Annotated in this window: 12 protein-coding genes; 4 read left to right on the top strand and 8 right to left on the bottom strand. The window is 73.2% G+C overall.

The window, feature by feature from the left end:
• Window positions 1–3 precede the first annotated feature (3 nt).
• From OG299_RS19815 to OG299_RS19800, 4 genes are all read right to left on the bottom strand, one after another.
• The gene (locus tag OG299_RS19815) at window positions 4–846 is read right to left on the bottom strand and encodes an arylamine N-acetyltransferase family protein (RefSeq protein WP_327362179.1); all 843 of its coding nucleotides are present in this window, start codon (window positions 844–846) and stop codon (window positions 4–6) included.
• On the bottom strand, window positions 843–2,246 hold the full coding sequence (locus OG299_RS19810) for an FAD-binding oxidoreductase (protein ID WP_327362178.1): 1,404 nt from the start codon (window positions 2,244–2,246) through the stop codon (window positions 843–845). Before OG299_RS19810 ends, OG299_RS19815 begins: the two co-directional genes overlap by 4 nt.
• A 29-nt stretch (window positions 2,247–2,275) precedes the next feature.
• Window positions 2,276–3,490, bottom strand: a complete 1,215-nt coding sequence (locus OG299_RS19805; RefSeq protein ID WP_266627421.1) for an MFS transporter — start codon at window positions 3,488–3,490, stop codon at window positions 2,276–2,278.
• A 74-nt stretch (window positions 3,491–3,564) separates the two neighbouring features.
• Entirely contained in the window at window positions 3,565–5,268 is a 1,704-nt protein-coding gene (locus tag OG299_RS19800) for a carboxylesterase family protein (protein ID WP_327362177.1), read from the bottom strand.
• A gap of 251 nt (window positions 5,269–5,519) precedes the next feature.
• On the opposite strand from OG299_RS19800, the gene OG299_RS19795 reads away from it, so the two are divergent.
• The 4 genes from OG299_RS19795 (at window position 5,520) to OG299_RS19780 (ending at window position 10,281) form a co-directional block, all read left to right on the top strand.
• The gene (locus tag OG299_RS19795) at window positions 5,520–6,311 is read left to right on the top strand and encodes an arylamine N-acetyltransferase family protein (protein WP_327362176.1); all 792 of its coding nucleotides are present in this window, start codon (window positions 5,520–5,522) and stop codon (window positions 6,309–6,311) included.
• Between the two features lie 107 nt (window positions 6,312–6,418).
• Complete coding sequence (locus OG299_RS19790; protein WP_266627416.1) at window positions 6,419–7,522, top strand: phenylacetate--CoA ligase family protein; 1,104 nt, start codon at window positions 6,419–6,421, stop codon at window positions 7,520–7,522.
• On the top strand, window positions 7,522–8,931 hold the full coding sequence (locus tag OG299_RS19785) for an aldehyde dehydrogenase family protein (protein ID WP_327362175.1): 1,410 nt from the start codon (window positions 7,522–7,524) through the stop codon (window positions 8,929–8,931). The genes OG299_RS19790 and OG299_RS19785 overlap by 1 nt, the downstream gene beginning before the upstream one ends.
• A gap of 135 nt (window positions 8,932–9,066) precedes the next feature.
• Complete coding sequence (locus tag OG299_RS19780) at window positions 9,067–10,281, top strand: acyltransferase family protein (protein ID WP_266627412.1); 1,215 nt, start codon at window positions 9,067–9,069, stop codon at window positions 10,279–10,281.
• Window positions 10,282–10,434: 153 nt separating this feature from the next.
• Here the strand turns inward: OG299_RS19780 and OG299_RS19775 are convergent, their stop codons facing one another.
• From OG299_RS19775 to OG299_RS19760, 4 genes are read right to left on the bottom strand one after another with little or no spacing between them, the layout of a single operon-like run.
• On the bottom strand, window positions 10,435–11,652 hold the full coding sequence (locus OG299_RS19775; RefSeq protein ID WP_327362174.1) for an FAD-dependent oxidoreductase: 1,218 nt from the start codon (window positions 11,650–11,652) through the stop codon (window positions 10,435–10,437).
• Window positions 11,649–13,040: an FAD-dependent oxidoreductase gene (locus OG299_RS19770; RefSeq protein ID WP_327362173.1), complete on the bottom strand. Its 1,392-nt coding sequence runs from the start codon at window positions 13,038–13,040 to the stop codon at window positions 11,649–11,651. The genes OG299_RS19775 and OG299_RS19770 overlap by 4 nt, the downstream gene beginning before the upstream one ends.
• Entirely contained in the window at window positions 13,037–15,151 is a 2,115-nt protein-coding gene (locus OG299_RS19765; RefSeq protein WP_327362172.1) for a molybdopterin oxidoreductase family protein, read from the bottom strand. The genes OG299_RS19770 and OG299_RS19765 overlap by 4 nt, the downstream gene beginning before the upstream one ends.
• Complete coding sequence (locus tag OG299_RS19760; RefSeq protein ID WP_266627404.1) at window positions 15,144–16,535, bottom strand: MFS transporter; 1,392 nt, start codon at window positions 16,533–16,535, stop codon at window positions 15,144–15,146. The genes OG299_RS19765 and OG299_RS19760 overlap by 8 nt, the downstream gene beginning before the upstream one ends.
• Between the last annotated feature and the right edge of the window lie 30 nt (window positions 16,536–16,565).

Genomic DNA, 16,565 nt, shown 5'->3' with positions numbered 1-16,565 from the left:
TATTCAGTCGATCTGCATGACGATGCGAATGGCCGGGTCCACGTCCGGCTGCTTCGGCATGGCGACCGGGTCGATGACCAGGCCGAAGTCCTCCGCGTACACGGCGCGCAGGGCGGCGTCGTCCGCAAGTTCCACCGTCACGGTGCCGTTCTCGTCCGTACGCGTCAGCTCCCGGCCGTTGACGGTGACCCGGCCGCCCTCGTTCTGGATCGAGCAGATGAGGTTGTGCAGGAACACCGAATCGGGCGCCGTGCGGTACCACCAGAGCGTCGGGTAGAAGTCCTCGATCCGCACCGGCCGTTCGTCGAGCCGGTACTGGATCTCCCCGTTCAAGTGGACCTGGAGGAAGCCCTCCTCCGGCCGGGTCACCTGGTAATCGCCGTGCGGGTCCTTCTGGACCTCCGCAGACCCGGTCTCCAGCGGGAACCGGCTGTTCTTGCCGAAGCCCACGTCGATCAGCCAGTCCCGGTCCTCCAGGCGCACGCGCAGCGCAAGGTGGCACAGCGGCGCGCCGAACCCGCCGCCGAGGAAGACCTGGCCGGCGAGGATCTCCACGGAGAAGCCGAGCGCCTCCAGGAGGTGCCCGAAGGCGGGGTTCAGCTCGTAGCAGCCGCCGCCGCGCCGGCGGGCGACGACCTTCTCGTACAGGAAGTCCCGCTCGAGGCTGAGCTCGGCGCCCTCGACGTGGTAGTCGATGTTCTCGAAGGGCACCGACAGCACGTGGCGCTCCTGGAGGTGCCGCAGGGCGTGGATGTCGGCCTTCTCCGGCCGGCGCGCGCCGATGCGCTCCAGGTACGCGTCCACCATCGCATCGCTGAGCATGGTCTTCGTCCTCTCCTCGGTCATCGGGACCACCCGGTCGGCGGGATGTTGTGGTTCACCCGGAAGACGTTCTGCGGGTCGTACGCGTCCTTGACCGCGACGAGCCGGGCGTACGTCGCCTCGTCGTACGCCGAGCGCAGGTGCTCGGGCGTGCTCTCCAGGGCGCTGATGAAGCTCAGGAACGGGCCGCCGATGCGCCAGGGCTCCATCGTCTCGATCAGCCGCTCCTGGAACTCCCGTACGTCCTGGATGTGTTCGGGCCAGACGGGGGCGCCCGCGAACAGCGTGTACGCGGTCTCGCGGTGCGGCAGCGCGTTGGGGTGCTCGGGCTGCCGGCCCAGGGCCCCGCCCAGGTGGCGCAGCTCGATGCCGGGGCGGACGGCGTCCACCCCCTCCTTGATCAGCGGCAGCAGGGTGTCGATCGCCGCGTCGTCGAGCTCCCGGATCCGGGTGGAGCGCTCGTAGTAGACGAACGGGACGGTCGGGTCCATGTTGATCTCGGCGACCCGGGTGTACGGCATGTCCGCGACGGTGTCGAGGACGGCCGGCGCGATCTCCCGCAGCGGGCGCACCAGTTCCTCGCCCTGCGCGACGGGCCCGTTGTGGGCGATCCGGATGTGCGCGAGGAAGCGGCCGCGGACCGGCTCCGGCAGCACGTCGATGTCGGGGAAGCGCATCACGGCGATCGAGGACTGCATCGCGTCGGGGACGGTCCGCGTCCAGTCGCGCCAGGTGCGCAGGATCTCGTCGATGTGCTCGCCGGGGAGGAACAGGCCGCCGCCGTAGAGCCGGGCGACGGGGAAGAGGCCGATCTCGATGGAGGTGACCACGCCGAAGTTGCCCTTGCCGCCGCGCAGCGCCCAGAACAGGTCCGGGTGCTCCTCGGGGGACACGAACCGCAGCTCGCCGTCCGCGGTGACCAGGTCGATGTTCTTCACGTGGTCCGCGGAGTAGCCGTACGAGCGGCCGAGCGGGCCGAGGCCGCCGCCCAGGGTGTACGAGACGACGCCGACGCCGGGGGAGGCGCCGTTGAGCGGGGCCAGCCCGAAGGCGGCGGCCTCCTCGATGACCCGGCTCCACTGGACGCCGGGCTCGATGCGGGCGGTGCGGGTGCGCGGGTCGATCCGTACGCCGTCGAGGTTGCGGGTGTTGATCAGCAGGGCGCCGTCGGCGGGCAGCGCGACGCCGTGCCCGGTGGCCTGGACCGCGACCGCGATGCCGTGGCGCGCGGCGAAGCGCACGGAGGCGAGGATGTCGGCGGTGCCGTCGGCGAGGACCACCGCGGCGGGCCGGGCGTCCGGCAGGATCCGGTTGAAGCCGAGCGCCTCGTCCTGGTACGCGTCGGTGCCGGGCAGCAGGAGCGGCCCGCGCAGCTCGGACGCGAGCGCGGCGAGGTCGTCGGTGGTCACGGCGGTGGTGGTCACTGAGGAGGTTCCTTTCGCTGGCGGGGTGCTCACTCGGCGGCCTTGCCGGCGGTGCGCAGGCTCGGGAGGGTGAGCGCGGTGAGCAGCACCACGACGCCGCCCAGCCAGGCCACGGTGATCAGCTCTACCTGGTCGACGATCAGACCGCCGACGAGCGCGCCGAGCGCGATGGCCAGGTTGAAGACCGACACCCACAGGGCCGAGGCGGCCTCCATGGCGTCGGGCGCGGACTTGAGCATCCAGGTCTGCAGGCTGACGGAGACCCCGCCGAAGGCCAGGCCCCACAGGACCAGCAGGGCGATGCCGCCGGCCTGGCTCTTGCCGAGCAGCGGGAAGAGCAGCATCGCGGCGGCCAGCGCGACGATGATGACGGCCATGGTGCGGCCCAGGTTCTTCGCGACGGCCGCGCCGGCGACGAAGTTGCCGATGATGCCGGCGACGCCGAAGCCCAGGAGCAGGACGCTGATCAGGTCCTCGTCGATGCCGGAGACCTGCTGGAGCATCGGGCTGACGTAGGTGTACGCGGCGAGGTGCCCGGTGACGATGAGGGCGGTGGCGATGATGCCCGAGCGGACGCCGCGGTTGGCGAACTGGCCCATCAGCTCGCCCACGCTGACGGGCTTGGTGGCGGGCAGCGAGGGCAGCAGGACCAGCAGGGCGACGAGGACCGCGAAGGCGAGGACGCCGAGCGTGGCGAACGCGGTGCGCCAGCCGGCCAGACCGCCGATCAGGGTCCCGGTCGGCACGCCGAGGACGTTGGCGGCGGCGACGCCGCCGAAGATGAGCGCGGTGGCCCGGGGGATCGCCGCCGGCTGCACCAGTCGGAAGGCGAGACCGCCCGCGACGGCCCAGAAGCCGCCGATCGTGACGCCGACGAGGACGCGCGAGGCGAGCAGGATCCCGAAGTTGGGTGCGAGGACGGTGACCAGGTTGGCGACCGCCATCACGGTCATCAGGGCGACGAGCAGGAAGCGGCGGTCCATACGGCCGACGACCACCGGGATCAGCGGCGCGGACAGCGCGGCGACCAGGCCGGGCACGGTCACCATGAGGCCGGCCGTGCCCTCGGAGACGTGCAGGGCGCCGCCGACCGAGGTGAGCAGGCCGATGGGCAGCTGCTCTGCGGTGACGAGGGTGAAGATGCCGACGGCGACGGAGACGACGGCCAGCCAGCTCTTCAGGGAGGTGGGGTCCGGCGCCTGCGCCGGTGCGGCGGTCTCGGCGGGTGTTTCGAGTGTTGCCATGACAAGAACCTCATTCGTGTCTCTGGGGGCGGGGGCCGCGCCGCCGGGAGCCGGCAGGTCGGCCGCGGGGCAGGTCAGGTGCGCGGGACCCAGCCGGACTCGTCCCAGAACCGCAGCTGCCGCAGCTTCGACGTGGTGGCGATCTCCGCGACCTGCTCACCGCCGAGGACCAGCGTGGTGGGCTGCTCGGGATCGAAGACCGGCCATGCGGGGCTGCTCCCCCGGCTACCGCTGGGGGTACCCCCAGGGCCGGTGGGCACGCCGTCGCGGGCGAAGGCGGCCACCAGGTCCATGAAGGTCTCGGAGACGGCGCGCTCGTGCGGTCCGTCGTGGAACAGGGGCATGCTCTGCGGCACCGGGTAGGTCGCGGAGACGGCCGAGGGGTCGCCGTACGTGCCGAACAGGAACGGCGAGGTCGCCTCGTGCGGGGTGCCGTGGTGCGGCGGCCGTACGGGGTAGGCGAACTCCATGACGTACTGCGGCGACCGGCCGTGGCGGGCGTGCCGCTCGGACAGCCGCATGATCTGGTGGCGGAAGAGCGCGTCGCCCCAGATCTCCGTCCACAGCGACAGCGGGTCCAGCGGGAGCCCGTCGGCCTCGGCGGCCTCGCGGTAGGCGGCTATGCAGGCGTCGGCCAGCTCGTACGGGGCCTTGTCCATCCCCTTCTCCAGCACGCCGCGCACGGCTTCGCGGAGCTCGGCCGCGTCCGTGGGCGGCGGGGTGGGGGTGGGCTGCGGGGGGCAGGGGCCGGTGTAGAACGAGCCCTCGGTCCGGGCGTGGACGGCCAGGATCGGCACATCGGGGGTGGGCAGTTCGTAGTCGAAGGCGCTCATCCAGCGGCCGTCGACGACCGGGCCGCGGAACTCGCGGCCGCTGCCGACCTCGCGCTCGCCCGGCAGCCCGCCGAACACCTCCTCCCAGGCGCCCGTCAGGGCGGCCGCCGGGACCTCGCGCAGGCCCGGCACCGTCGTGCCGAGCCGGCGCGCGACCGACTCGTACGCCCGGCGGGAATCGGCGGGGGACAGCGAGGTGGCCGGCTCCCACACGTGGCAGGCGCTGATCGGGACGATGCGGCGGATGATGCCGCGCAGCTCGGGCAGGAGCGCGAGCTGCCAGGTGCTCGCCCCGCCGGCGGAGGTGCCGGCGACGGTGATGTTGCCGGGGTCGCCGCCGAAGGCCGCCGCGTTCTCGTGGACCCAGCGCAGCAGCGCCACCTGGTCCTGCAGGCCCCAGTTGGCGAAATCGCCGGTGTCGGGGTCGGTGAACTCCTCGTGCAGGCCGAAGCCGAGCGCGCCGAGGCGGTAGTTGAAGGTGACGACGACGAGGTCGCCGCGGTCGGCGAGGCGGGCGCCGTCGTAGACGGGCAGGCTGCCGCCGCCGACCATCCAGCCGCCGCCGTGGATGTAGACCAGCACCGGCCTGGCGCCCTCGGCGTCGGCGTCCTCTTCGGCGCCGCCGCTGTCCGCGGCCTGCGCGGGAGGCGCGGCCGGCGTCCAGACGTTGGCGTACAGGGAGTCCTCGGCGCTGCCGGGGATGATCGGCTGGAGCGATTCGGGGGCGAAGGCCGTGGCGTCGCGCACCCCGCTCCACGGGACGGCCGGCCGCGGCGAGGCGAAGCGCAGGCCACCGACCGGCGGCGCGGCGTACGGGATGCCGCGGAAGACGGACAGCCGTCCGCAGCGTTCCCCGGCGATCACGCCGGCGCTGGTGTGCGCGAGCACGGATCCGGCTTCGGCATCGTTTTCTGGCGAAGGGCGGTGGGCGGCTGAGGTGGCCATTGCCGTGGGTTCTCCATCGTCATCGGCGGGCGGTCAGTCACGCCGACTCCACGGTGACCATTCGAACCGAATGTGCCGCGTCGGATGACTCCGGACCATCCGATGCTGGTAACCGCGCGAGAACCCCGCAACAAGCGGAACGGCAGTGTGTCAGGTACCGGGTTGTCCGTCAGATCGATTCGGCAACGGCGGGTGGCCGTGTATTTTCATTCGGCGTACGCTGCCGGGTTCGAATCGTCAAGGAGAATGCGATGCTGGACGACGCAGGAGTGGCCGAATACCTCGGGCGGATCGGCGCGAAAAGGCCGGAGAAAGCCGATCTCGAGGGTCTGCGCCACCTTCAGGAGCGGCATGTCCTCTCGGTGCCCTTCGAAAACATCGACTACCACCTCGACCGCGAGATCCACCTCGGCGAGCAGGTCGTCGACAAGATCGTGCGCCGGCGGCGCGGCGGTGGCTGCTACGAGGTGAACACGGCCTTCGCGGTCCTGCTGGAGGCCCTCGGGTACCAGGTCGAGATCCTGCCGGGCCGGGTCTACCGGCCGGACGGGCTGGGGCCGGCGATGTGCCATCTCGCGCTGCGGGTGACCCTGGACGAGCCCTGGCTGGTCGACGCCGGATTCGGCCGCAACAGCCGCCACCCGCTCCGCTTCACCACCACTGACGTGCAGCAGGACCCGAACGGGGAGTACCGGGTCGCGCCGGCCGAGGCCGGCGGCTTCGATGTGTCCCTGGAGCGGAACCCGCTCTACCGGATCGACGACCGCCCCTGCCGCCTCGAGGACTTCGGGCCCACCCTGTGGTGGTGGCGCAGCAGTCCCGACTCGCCGTTCCTCCAGGAGCTGTTCTGCTCGCTGCCGCTCGCGGACGGCCGGGTCACGCTCAAGGGGAAACGCCTGGTCAGGGTCGAGGGCGGGGCGCGCACGACCGAGCGGCTGGAGGGCGACGAGCAGATCCTGGCCGCCTACCGCACCCACTTCGGAATGCTGCTCGACGAACTCCCGAAGACGGTGGCGCAAACCGGACCGTCGGGATCCAGCTGACCTGACACAGACAGTTGACGGACTCATCCGAATACCGTGGACCGGCTGCTGCGGCGAGGCGCACGATGCGAAGAGTACGGCGTTACTCCGTATCCGGAAGGAGCATTGTGTCCATCGTTGATCCCTTGCTGGAATTTCCACTCGACACCCAGCCGGACCCCGACGAATTCCTGCGCGCCGCCCTGCGGTGGCATTTCTCCCCGGAAACGGGTTCGCCGTTCTGGCTGGAACGCGCAGGAACTCTCGGATTCGATCCGCTGACCGACATCGGTGGATTCGCCGACCTGGGAAAGTTCCCCAACCTCGCCAACGAACTGCGCCACGTACGGGCCGAGGACCTCATACCCCGCGGTTACGGCGAGAAGCCCGAGGTCGTGGGCGTCTATGAGAGCGGCGGCACCACCGGCGCCCCCAAGCGCATCGTCCTGCTCCGGGAGTGGCTGGACCGGCTGCTCGCCTGGAGCAGCGCCCAGCTGGACCGCCACGGCGTCCCGCAGAACGTGAACTGGCTGGTCGTCGCCCCGACCGGGCCCCACATGGTCGGTGACGTGATCAAGCGGCAGACCGCCTTCCGCGGCGGCCTCGCCTTCACCGTCGACCTCGACCCGCGCTGGGTCAAGAAGCTGATATCCGACGGCAAGGGCGCCGAGGCCGGCGCGTACGCCGAGCACATCGTCGACCAGGTCGCCTTCCTGCTGCAGACCCAGGACATCGGCGTCCTGATGTGCACGCCGCCGGTCCTGGAGCGCCTCGCCCGCCGCGACGACCTCGCCAAACTGATCGACGAGAAGGTCAAGGCGATCAACTGGGTCGGCACCCAGATGGACGCCGACACCCGCTACCTGTACCGCACCGAGGTCTTCCCCAAGGCCCACCTGTACAGCGGCTACGGCTCGACGATGATCCTCGGCAACGCCAGCGAGCGCCCGGGCCTGTCCGACGACGACCCGTGCATCTACGACCCGTTCTCCCCCCACATGATCTTCGACGTGGTCGACCCCGGGACCCGCGAGACCGTCCCGTACGGCGAGCGCGGCCAGGTCGTCATGCACCACATCAGCAAGAGCCTGTTCATGCCGAACAACCTCGAGCGCGACTACGCGACGCGCGTGCCCGGCCCCGAGGGCATCTGGCAGCTCGGGGACTCCGTGGCCGACATCGCGCCGGTCCAGGAGTTCGACAACGAGACCGTCATCGAAGGGGTCTATTAATGGGCGCCGGGAGTGCCGGCGGCACCGGGAGCGCCGGGAGCGACGGCCTGATCACGCTGGACGCGCTCGGGCCCGCCGGATCCTTCCGCGCCCGCAAGCGCATGACCGTCACCGATGTGACGGGCGCCCCCGTCGCCGAACTCAGCCTGGTCCCGAAGCTGTTCGTGACCCGCGCGATGGACGCGCTGCGCAAGGCCGGCTCGCTGCCGGCCGAGGAGCGGACGGCGGCGCTGGCCCGCGCCGGGAAGATCTTCGCCGAGGAGACGATCGACGGGCTGTCGTTCGCCGAGTACGAGCACACGGTCGCCCGGGTCTCGGGCGTGCCCATCGGCGTCGTGCAGGCAGCGACCGCCGCCATCATCGAGGCGACCGAGCAGTCCCGGTTCGCCGCGTACCAGGCCCGGCCGACCGGCGCGGTGGACGACTGGCGCGCCGGGGAGACCCGTACGGGCAGCGCCGTGTGGACCCGGCGCGGCGACGTGTTCGCCGTGCACGCCGCGGGCAACCACCCCGGCCCGCACTCGCTGTGGGTCGAGGCGCTCGCCCTCGGCTATCGCGTCGCGGTACGGCCCTCGCGCCGCGAGCCGTTCACCCCGCACCGGCTGATCTCGGCGCTGCGGGCCGCGGGCTTCGGCAACGACCAGGTGGTGCTGCTGCCCACGGACTACGAGGCGGCGGACGAGATCCTGCGCAGCGCCGACTACGGCCTCGTGTACGGCGGCGACGACGTCGTGCGCAAGTACGCCGGCACCAACGTGCTGCCGCAGGGCCCGGGCCGCTCCAAGATGCTGGTCCCGGCCGGTGTCGACTGGCGCGACCACCTCGACACCATCGTGGACTCCATCAGCCACCAGGGCGGTGTGGCCTGCATCAACGCCACCACCGTGCTCGTCGACGGCGACCCGGCGCCGCTCGCGCAGGCCATCGCCGAGCGCCTCGCCACGATCCCCAGCCTGCCCCCGCAGGACCCGAAGGCCGTCCTCGCGGTGCAGCCGGTGGAGGGGGCGCGCGCCATCGAGAAGTTCCTGCTCGCCAAGGCGGCCGGGACCACCGCGCACCTCGGCGGCGACGGCATCGTGGAGGAGCTCGGCGACGGCAGCGCCGTACTGCGCCCGGCCGTGCACCAGCTGGAGCGGCCGGACGCCGAGCAGGCCGGCATCGAACTGCCCTTCCCCTGCGTGTGGGTGGCCCCGTGGTCGCCCGCCGACGGGATCGGCCCGCTGCGCAACTCGTTGGTGCTGACCGCGTTCACCGAGGACGAGGCGCTGATCGACGCACTGCTCCAGGAGCCCACCATCAGCAACGTCTACCTGGGCGACCACCCCACGTACTGGATCAGGCCGGGCGTTCCGCACGACGGCTACCTCGGCGAGTTCCTGATGCGGACCAAGACCGTCATCCGCGACTGACGCACCGAACGGGGCCGGGCCTCGGCCCGGCCCCGTTCACGCACGGCACACACCGCCGTGTGCGCACAGGTCTCCCGCCTTCCCTTTCTTCCCGTCACCCAGTCATCCCGTCACCCACGAAGGAGCGTATTTGTCATGTCCATGAATGGAACGGTCGGTTCCAGACCTGTGAGAGCGCCACGGCTCCCCTCGCTGACCGGACTCCGCTTCCCCGCGGCCCTCCTGGTCTTCTTCTTCCACGCCTCCCTCGGGGTGCCGTGGATCCGGCTCTTCGAGGACGACGCGGCGAACGACGCGTTCGCCAAGTACGCCTCGCAGGCCGGCGCGCTCGGCGTCACCTTCTTCTTCGTCCTCAGCGGCTTCGTCCTGACCTGGTCGGCCCGCGACCGGGACACGATGCGGGCCTTCTGGCGCCGGCGCTTCGTCAAGATCTACCCGAACTACGTGATCACCTGGGCGCTCGCGCTGCTCACGTTCGCGGCGGTCATGACGAAGCCCTGGCAGGCCGTGGTCAACCTGCTCATGGTGCAGGTGTGGGTAGCGGACTTCGCCACCAACTTCAGCGTGGACCCGCCCAGCTGGTCGCTCGGCGCCGAGGCGATCTTCTACCTCGCCTTCCCGCTGCTGTTCCTGCTGATCAAGAAGATCGACCCCGCCCGGCTGAAGTGGTGGATAGGCGGCGTCGTCGCCGCCATCTGCCTCACCCCGACGCTGACCTACGCGGTCATCCCGGGCGGCGGCATGCAGATGCCCGGCGCCGACGGCACCTCGACCGTGCAGTACTGGTTCGCGTACGTCCTGCCGCCCGTCCGGCTGCTCGACTTCGCCCTCGGCATCCTGGTCGCCCGCGCCGTGATGACGGGCCGCTGGCGCAACATCGGCACGACCTGGTCGGCGCTGCTGCTGGCCGTGAGCTACGCGGTCGCCATGAACGTGGAGCACCTGTACGCGCAGCGCTCGGTCACCCTCGTCCCGATCGTGCTGCTGATCGCGGCCGTCGCCACGCGCGACGCGGAGAACAAGCCGACGCCGTTCAACAACCGGTTCATGATCTGGCTCGGCGAGATCTCGTTCGCCTTCTACCTGCTCCACTACATCGTCCTGGCCTACTCCCGGGACCTGCTCGGCGACCGGCTCTACTCGACCCCGGTCGCCGTCGCCCTGATCGCCGCCCAGATCGTCGTCGCCGTGCTGCTGTCCTGGGCGCTGTACGCCTGGGTGGAGGCGCCGATCACGCGCCGCTTCTCCAGCTCCCGGAAGGCCAGGGCGGCGAAGGCCGCCGCGGCCGGGGCCGCCGTCCAGGGCGCCGGCCCGTCCGACTCCGAGGGCCGCACCCTCGAGACCGTCTGACCGTCCGACCCGTCGGGCCGTCCGAGCGTCCGACCGGGGTTCCGCTCCACCGCACGGCCGAGCCGGCCCCGCCGGCGCCCCCACCGGCCCTGCCCTGCGCCGCCCTTCGGGTTCCCGGGACCCCGAAGGGCGGCGTCCTGCGTCCGCCGTCCCTCAGGCCGTCCCGGCCAGCAGCCGGTGGCCCGCCGCGGGCAGGCCGAGGCCCACGTACGGGCGCAGCTCGCCGTAGGCGCGGGCGTCACCGACCAGGATGCCGCCGAGCAGGGTCCGGCAGTCCGCGTCCAGCACGAGCTTCGCGTACGTCCCCGCCGCCTCGTCCAGCCGGCTCAGCTCCACCGCGCCCGCGGCGGCCGCATGGGCGTCGCCGAAGCTCGCCACCTCCACGCCGAGCAGCTTGAGCTTGGTCGACAGGTCCGCCTCCCCGAACGGCTCCCCGCCCAGGCCCAGGAGCTGCCGGGCGACGGAGGTCGCCATCCGGTAGCCCGGTGCGGCCAGCCCGTGGCAGCGGCCCGACACGGCCGCGCACTCGCCGATCGCCCAGATCCGCTCGTCCTGCGTCCGGCACAGCTCGTCGACCAGGAACCCGCCGCGCTCCCCCCTGGCCAGGCCCGCCGGGCCCGCGAGCTCGTCCCGCGGGCGCACCCCCGCCGAGAACACCACGACGTCCGCCGCGAGCGAGCTGCCGTCGGCCAGCACCACCGAGGCCACCCGGCCGTCCGGGCCCGCTGTGATCGCCGCCGTCGCCACCCCGCAGTGGATCCGCAGCCCGCGCCGGGCCACGCGCCGACCGAGGACACCGCCGCCGGCCGCGTCCACCTGCAACGGCATCAGCCGCGGGGCGAGTTCCACCACGTGCGGCTCCATGCCGAGCAGCCGCAGCGCGTTCGCGGCCTCCAGGCCGAGCAGCCCGCCGCCGATCACCACGCCGGGGCGGCCCGGCACGGCGGCGGCGCGGATCGCGTCGAGGTCGCCGAGCGAGCGGTACCCGAAGCAGCCGGGCAGGTCGTGGCCCGGCACGGGCGGCACGAACGGCCGCGAGCCGGTGGCCAGGACGAGCGCGTCGTACGCGACCACGTCGCCGGCGGTGGTGGTCGCGGTGTGCGCCGCCCGGTCCACGGCGGCCACGCCGGTGTTCAGCCGCAGCTCCAGCAGCGGGTCGTGCGACCCGGGCCCGGCCAGGGCGAGGTCCGCCGCGCTCCGGCCGTCGAGGTACGAGGACAGCGCGACCCGGTCGTACGCGGGATGCGGCTCCTCCCCGAGCACCACGACCCGCCAGGCCCCGGCGGCATCGAGGCCCCGCAGCTCGGCGACGAGCCGGTGCCCGGCCATGCCGTGCCCGGCGACGACGAGGGTACGAACGGTACGGGTCATGGCGTGCTGCCCCCTTCGGGCCGTACGGCTGCACACAGCGTGCGGACGACGTCCGTGCAGCCTCCGCAGCCGGTGGTGGCGCGGGTGGTCGCGGCGATCTGCGCCAGGTCGGCGGCGCCGGCCCGGCAGGCTTCGGTGACGGTGTGTTTCGTGACGTTGTTGCAGCGGCAGACCACGGCGTCACCGGGGAGTTCGTCGGCCCCCGGCGCGGCCGGTGCGGTGCCGAGCAGGAGCTCCAGCCGCCCGGCGGGCACCGGCAGGTCGAGTGCGTACAGCCGGCTCACGGCGGCGATGGCCCGCGGCAGCCCCAGCAGGACCGCCCCGGTGATCCGCTGCCCGTGCAGGGTGAGGCGGGCGTACCGGCCGCGCGCCGGATCGGTGAACGCGACCACCTCCGCGCCCTCGGGGGCCGGACCGCCCCGGCCCAGGCGGACCAGGTCGACGCCGGGCACCCGCAGCCGGGTGATCTGCCGGGTGCCGCCGTACGCCGGGGCGCTGCCGGTGAGCTGCCGGGCCAGCGACTCCGCCTGCGCCCACGCGGGTTCGAGGTGCCCGGCGGTGTCCCCCGGGTGCTCGGCGCAGTCGCCGATGGCGTGGATGCGCGGGTCGTCGGTGCGCAGCAGCCCGTCGACGACCACGCCGGCGGCGACGGTGAGCCCGGCCCGGCGGGCGAGCCCGGTCTCGGGGACCGTGCCGGTGCACAGCAGCAGGGTGTCGGCCGCGAGCACCAGACCGTCGTCGAGGGTCAGCTTGCCGGGGCAGTACCCGGCCGCCGTCCGGTCCGCGTGGACGTCCACCCCGAGGTCCTCGAGGCGCCGGGTGAGCAGCGCGCCCGCGGCGGCGTCCAGGTGCCGGTGCAGCGGATGCGGCCCGCGGTGGACGAGGGCCACCTCGTGCCCGGCCCGGCGCAGCGCGGCGGCCGCCTCGACCCCGAGCAGCCCGCCGCCCAGGACGACGGCGGCCCCCGGGGGCGCCGCGGCGCAGCGCTCGGCATCGGCGAGGGTCCGCAGCGCCGTCGCGCCCTCGGCCGGCAGCCCCGGGATCCGGGGGACGGCCGGGCGGGACCCGGTCGCCAGGACCAGGGTGTCGTAGCGGTGCACGGAGCCGGCCGTGCCGTCGGTGGAGTGGACGAGGCGGCGCGCGCGGTCGATCCGGGTCACGGTGACCCCGGTGTGCAGGCGGATGCCCGCGGGCAGTGCGGGCAGGGCGAGGGCGGGGGCCGGCAGCGTCCCGTCCAGGACGGAGCCCAGCAGCGCCCGGTGGTACGGGGCCTGCGGCTCGGCGCCGAGCACGGTCACGCCGCCCCGGTGCCCGTGGTGGTGCAGCCGCTCCGCGAACCGCTGCGCGGCCGGGCCGCCGCCGATCACCAGCACCTCGCCCGCGCTCACGGCCCCGCCTCGGCCGGCTCGATCCGTACCGCGGACACCTTGAACTCCGGCATCTTGCTGCGCGGATCGAGCGCCGTACCGGTGATCAGGTTGGCCCGGCCCGCCCCGGCGAAGTGGAACGGCAGGAACACCGTGTCCGTCCGCAGCGAGGGGACCAGCCGGACCCGGGCCAGCGTGCTGCCGCGCGCCGAACTCACCCGGGCCCACCCGCCGTCGGCCAGCCCGCAGCGCCCGGCCGTGTCGGGGTGCACCTCCACGAACGCCTCCGGCGCGGCTTCGGCCAGCTCCGGTACCCGGCGGGTCTGCGCGCCCGACTGGTACTGGGCGAGCACCCGCCCGGTCGTGGCGTACAGCGGGAACGCGGCGTCGGGCGTCTCGGCGCCGTCGCGGTGCTCGACCTCGGCGAACCGGGCCAGCCCGTCCGGGTGGGCGAAGGCGTCGAGGAACAGGCGCGGGGTGCCGGGGTGTGCCGCCGTGCCCTCGGCGGTCTCCGGGCACGGCCAGTGCAGCGCCTCACCCGCGTCGAGCCGCTCGTAGCTGATGCCCGAGTAGTCGGCCCGCCCGCCCTGCGAGGCCCGCCGCAGCTCCTCGAACACCTCGCGCGGCGCGGTCCGGAAGCGGTCTGCGGGCTGGCCGAGCCGGACCGCGAGGCCGTGCAGCACGTCCAGGTCGCTGCGTGCCTCGCCGGGCGGGGACAGCAGCCGCCGCCTGCGCAGCACCCGGCCCTCGAGGTTGGTCATCGTGCCCTCCTCCTCGGCCCACTGGGTCACGGGCAGGACGACGTCCGCGATCTGCGCGGTCTCGGACGGCACGAAGTCGGCGACGACCAGCAGGTCCAGGGAGTTCAGCCGCTCCGCGATCCGGGCCGCGTGCGGCGCCGAGACCACCGGGTTCGAGCCGAAGACGAGCAGGGCGCGCGGCCCGCCGTCCGTGCCGAGCGCGTCGAGGAGCTCGTACGCACTGCGCCCGGGGCCCGGCAGCGCCTCGGGCTCCACCCCCCACACCGCGGCGACGTGGGCGCGCGCGGCGGGGTCGGTCAGCATGCGGTAGCCGGGCAGCTGGTCGGCCTTCTGGCCGTGCTCGCGCCCGCCCTGGCCGTTGCCCTGGCCGGTCAGGCAGCCGTAGCCGCTGCCGCCCCGGCCGGGCAGGCCGAGGGTGAGGGCGAGGTTGATGAACGCGGCGACCGTGTCGGTGCCCTTGCTGTGCTGCTCGGCGCCGCGCCCGGTCAGTACGTACGCTCTCTCCGCGCCGGCCAGCAGCCGGACCGCCTCGCGCATGTCGGCGACCGGGACCCCGGTGACCCGCTCCACCCGCTCGGGCCACCAGGCGGCGGCCCGCGCCCAGGCGGCGGCGAAGCCGGTGGTCCGCTTGTTCAGGTAGCCCTGGTCGGCGTGGCCCTCGACGACGGCGAGGTGGAACAGGCCCAGGGCGAGTGCGAGATCGGTGCCGGGCGTCGGCTGGAGGTGCAGGGCGGCGCCCTCGGCGGTGGGGGTGCGGCGCGGGTCGATGACGATCAGGGCCGCCCGGTTCAGGTGGCGCATCAGCGGCGGCATGGTCTCCGCCGGGTTGGCCCCGGCGAGCAGGATCACGTCCGCGCCGCCGAGGTCGGTGACGGGGAACGGCAGGCCGCGGTCGAGCCCGAAGGCCGCCGATCCGGCGGCCGCCGCCGAGGACATGCAGAACCGGCCGTTGTAGTCGATCTGGCTGGTGCCGAGTGCGACCCGGGCGAACTTGCCCAGCTGGTAGGCCTTTTCGTTGGTGAGCCCGCCCCCGCCGAACACGCCGACCGCGTCCGGGCCGTGTGCGGCGCGGATCTCCCGCAGCCGGGCGGCGATCGTGTCGAGCGCGGCCTGCCAGGTGGCGGGGGCGAGCACGCCGTCCGCGCCGCGCACCAGGGGCCGGGTGAGCCGCCCCGGGGTGTCCAGCAGCGCGGGCGCCGTCCAGCCCTTCTGGCACAACCCGCCCTGGTTCACCGGGAACTGCGTCGGCTCGACGGTCGTGCGGCCGGCCGCGCGCGTGAGCCGCGTACCGCACTGCAGCGCGCAGTACGGGCAGTGCGTGACGGTCTCGCAGGAGGCGGTGGTCTCGGAGGGTGCGGTCGTGTCAGACACGGGAGGCTCCGGTCCGCACGCGCTCCGGCGCGCTCTCGCCGGCCGGCCGCCTGCGCAGGTAGACCGCCCAGGTGACCAGGACGCACACCAGGTAGAAGCCGAGGAAGGCGACGAAGGCGGGCTCGCCGGACCCGGCGGGGCCGCTGTACGCGCTCCGGAAGACCAGGTTGACCCCGACCCCGCCGAGCGCCCCCACCGCGCCCGCGATGCCGATGACCGCACCCGACAGCCTGCGGGCCCGGGCGAAGGCGGCGCTCGCGTCGTGGCCGGAGGTGACCTCCTCCTCCGCCTGCCGGGCGAAGACGGCCGGGATCATCTTGTACGTCGAGCCGTTGCCCAGGCCGGTCAGCACGAACAGGACGGTGAAGCCGGCGACGAAGAGCCCGTACGAGCCCTGCGCCGAGGCCAGCAGCAGCACCGTGGTGCCCGCCGCCATCGCGCAGAACGTCAGCAGGGTGACCCGGGCCCCGCCCCACCGGTCGGACAGCAGCCCGCCCACCGGCCGGAACAGCGAGCCGAGCAGCGGCCCGAGGAAGGTGTACGAGGCGGACTCGAGCGGGGTGGCGCCGAACTGGCTCTGCAGGACCAGCCCGAAGGCGAAGCCGTAGCCGATGAACGAGCCGAAGGTGCCGACGTAGAGGAGCGAGATCCACCAGGTGTGCGGGTTGCGGGCGGCCTCGCGCTGGGCGCCGGGGGCGCTGCGCACGGCCGCGAAGTTGTCCATCTTCAGGGCGGCGAGCAGCGAGGCCGCCACGATGAGGGGGAGGTAGACGGCGATGACGTACGCGGGGTGGGTGCTGCCCGCGGTGGCGATGACGAGCAGGCCGATCAGCTGGATCGCGGCGACCCCGAGGTTTCCGCCGCCCGCGTTGATGCCGAGGGCCCAGCCCTGCAGGCGCTGCGGGAAGAGGGCGGTGATGTTGGTCATCGAGGAGGCGAAGTTGCCGCCGCCGACCCCGCCGGCGGCGCCGATCAGCAGGAACACCCACAGCGGGGTCCCGGGGCGCTGCACGAAGTACAGGGCGGCGAGGGTGGGGACGAGCAGGACGGCGGAGGCGAACGCGGTCCAGTTGCGGCCGCCGAAGCGGGTCACGGCGTAGCTGTAGGGGAGCCGGAGGGCGGCGCCGACGAGGGTGGGGACGACGACGAGCAGGAACTTCTGGGCGGGGGTGAAGCCCAGGCCGATCGCGGGTGACATGAAGAGCACCAGGACCGACCACATGCTCCACACCGAGAAGCCGATGTGCTCGGAGAGGACGGAGAGGATCAGGTTGCGGCGGGCGGTCTGCTTGCCGGAGCGCTGCCAGAACTCCTCGTTCTCGGGGTCCCAGTCCTCGATCCAGCGTCGGGTTGCCGGCCGTGCGGGCCGTGCGGGCGGCGTCATGGCTTCTCGGCTTTCTGTTCGGCGGCTGAC

This window comes from Streptomyces sp. NBC_01296 (assembly GCF_035984415.1).
Taxonomy (GTDB): Bacteria; Actinomycetota; Actinomycetes; order Streptomycetales; family Streptomycetaceae; genus Streptomyces.
This window is presented reverse-complemented; position numbering and strand designations above follow the sequence as displayed.

Bases quoted from the DNA above. Each gene is read 5' to 3' on its own strand.
- OG299_RS19795 (WP_327362176.1), top strand. From the start codon at position 5,520: ATGCTGGACGACGCAGGAGTGGCCGAATACCTCGGGCGGATCGGCGCG.
- OG299_RS19780 (WP_266627412.1), top strand. From the start codon at position 9,067: ATGTCCATGAATGGAACGGTCGGTTCCAGACCTGTGAGAGCGCCACGG.
- OG299_RS19805 (WP_266627421.1), bottom strand. From the start codon at position 3,490: ATGGCAACACTCGAAACACCCGCCGAGACCGCCGCACCGGCGCAGGCG.
- OG299_RS19815 (WP_327362179.1), bottom strand. From the start codon at position 846: ATGACCGAGGAGAGGACGAAGACCATGCTCAGCGATGCGATGGTGGAC.
- OG299_RS19760 (WP_266627404.1), bottom strand. From the start codon at position 16,535: ATGACGCCGCCCGCACGGCCCGCACGGCCGGCAACCCGACGCTGGATC.
- OG299_RS19785 (WP_327362175.1), top strand. From the start codon at position 7,522: ATGGGCGCCGGGAGTGCCGGCGGCACCGGGAGCGCCGGGAGCGACGGC.
- OG299_RS19800 (WP_327362177.1), bottom strand. From the start codon at position 5,268: ATGGCCACCTCAGCCGCCCACCGCCCTTCGCCAGAAAACGATGCCGAA.
- OG299_RS19775 (WP_327362174.1), bottom strand. From the start codon at position 11,652: ATGACCCGTACCGTTCGTACCCTCGTCGTCGCCGGGCACGGCATGGCC.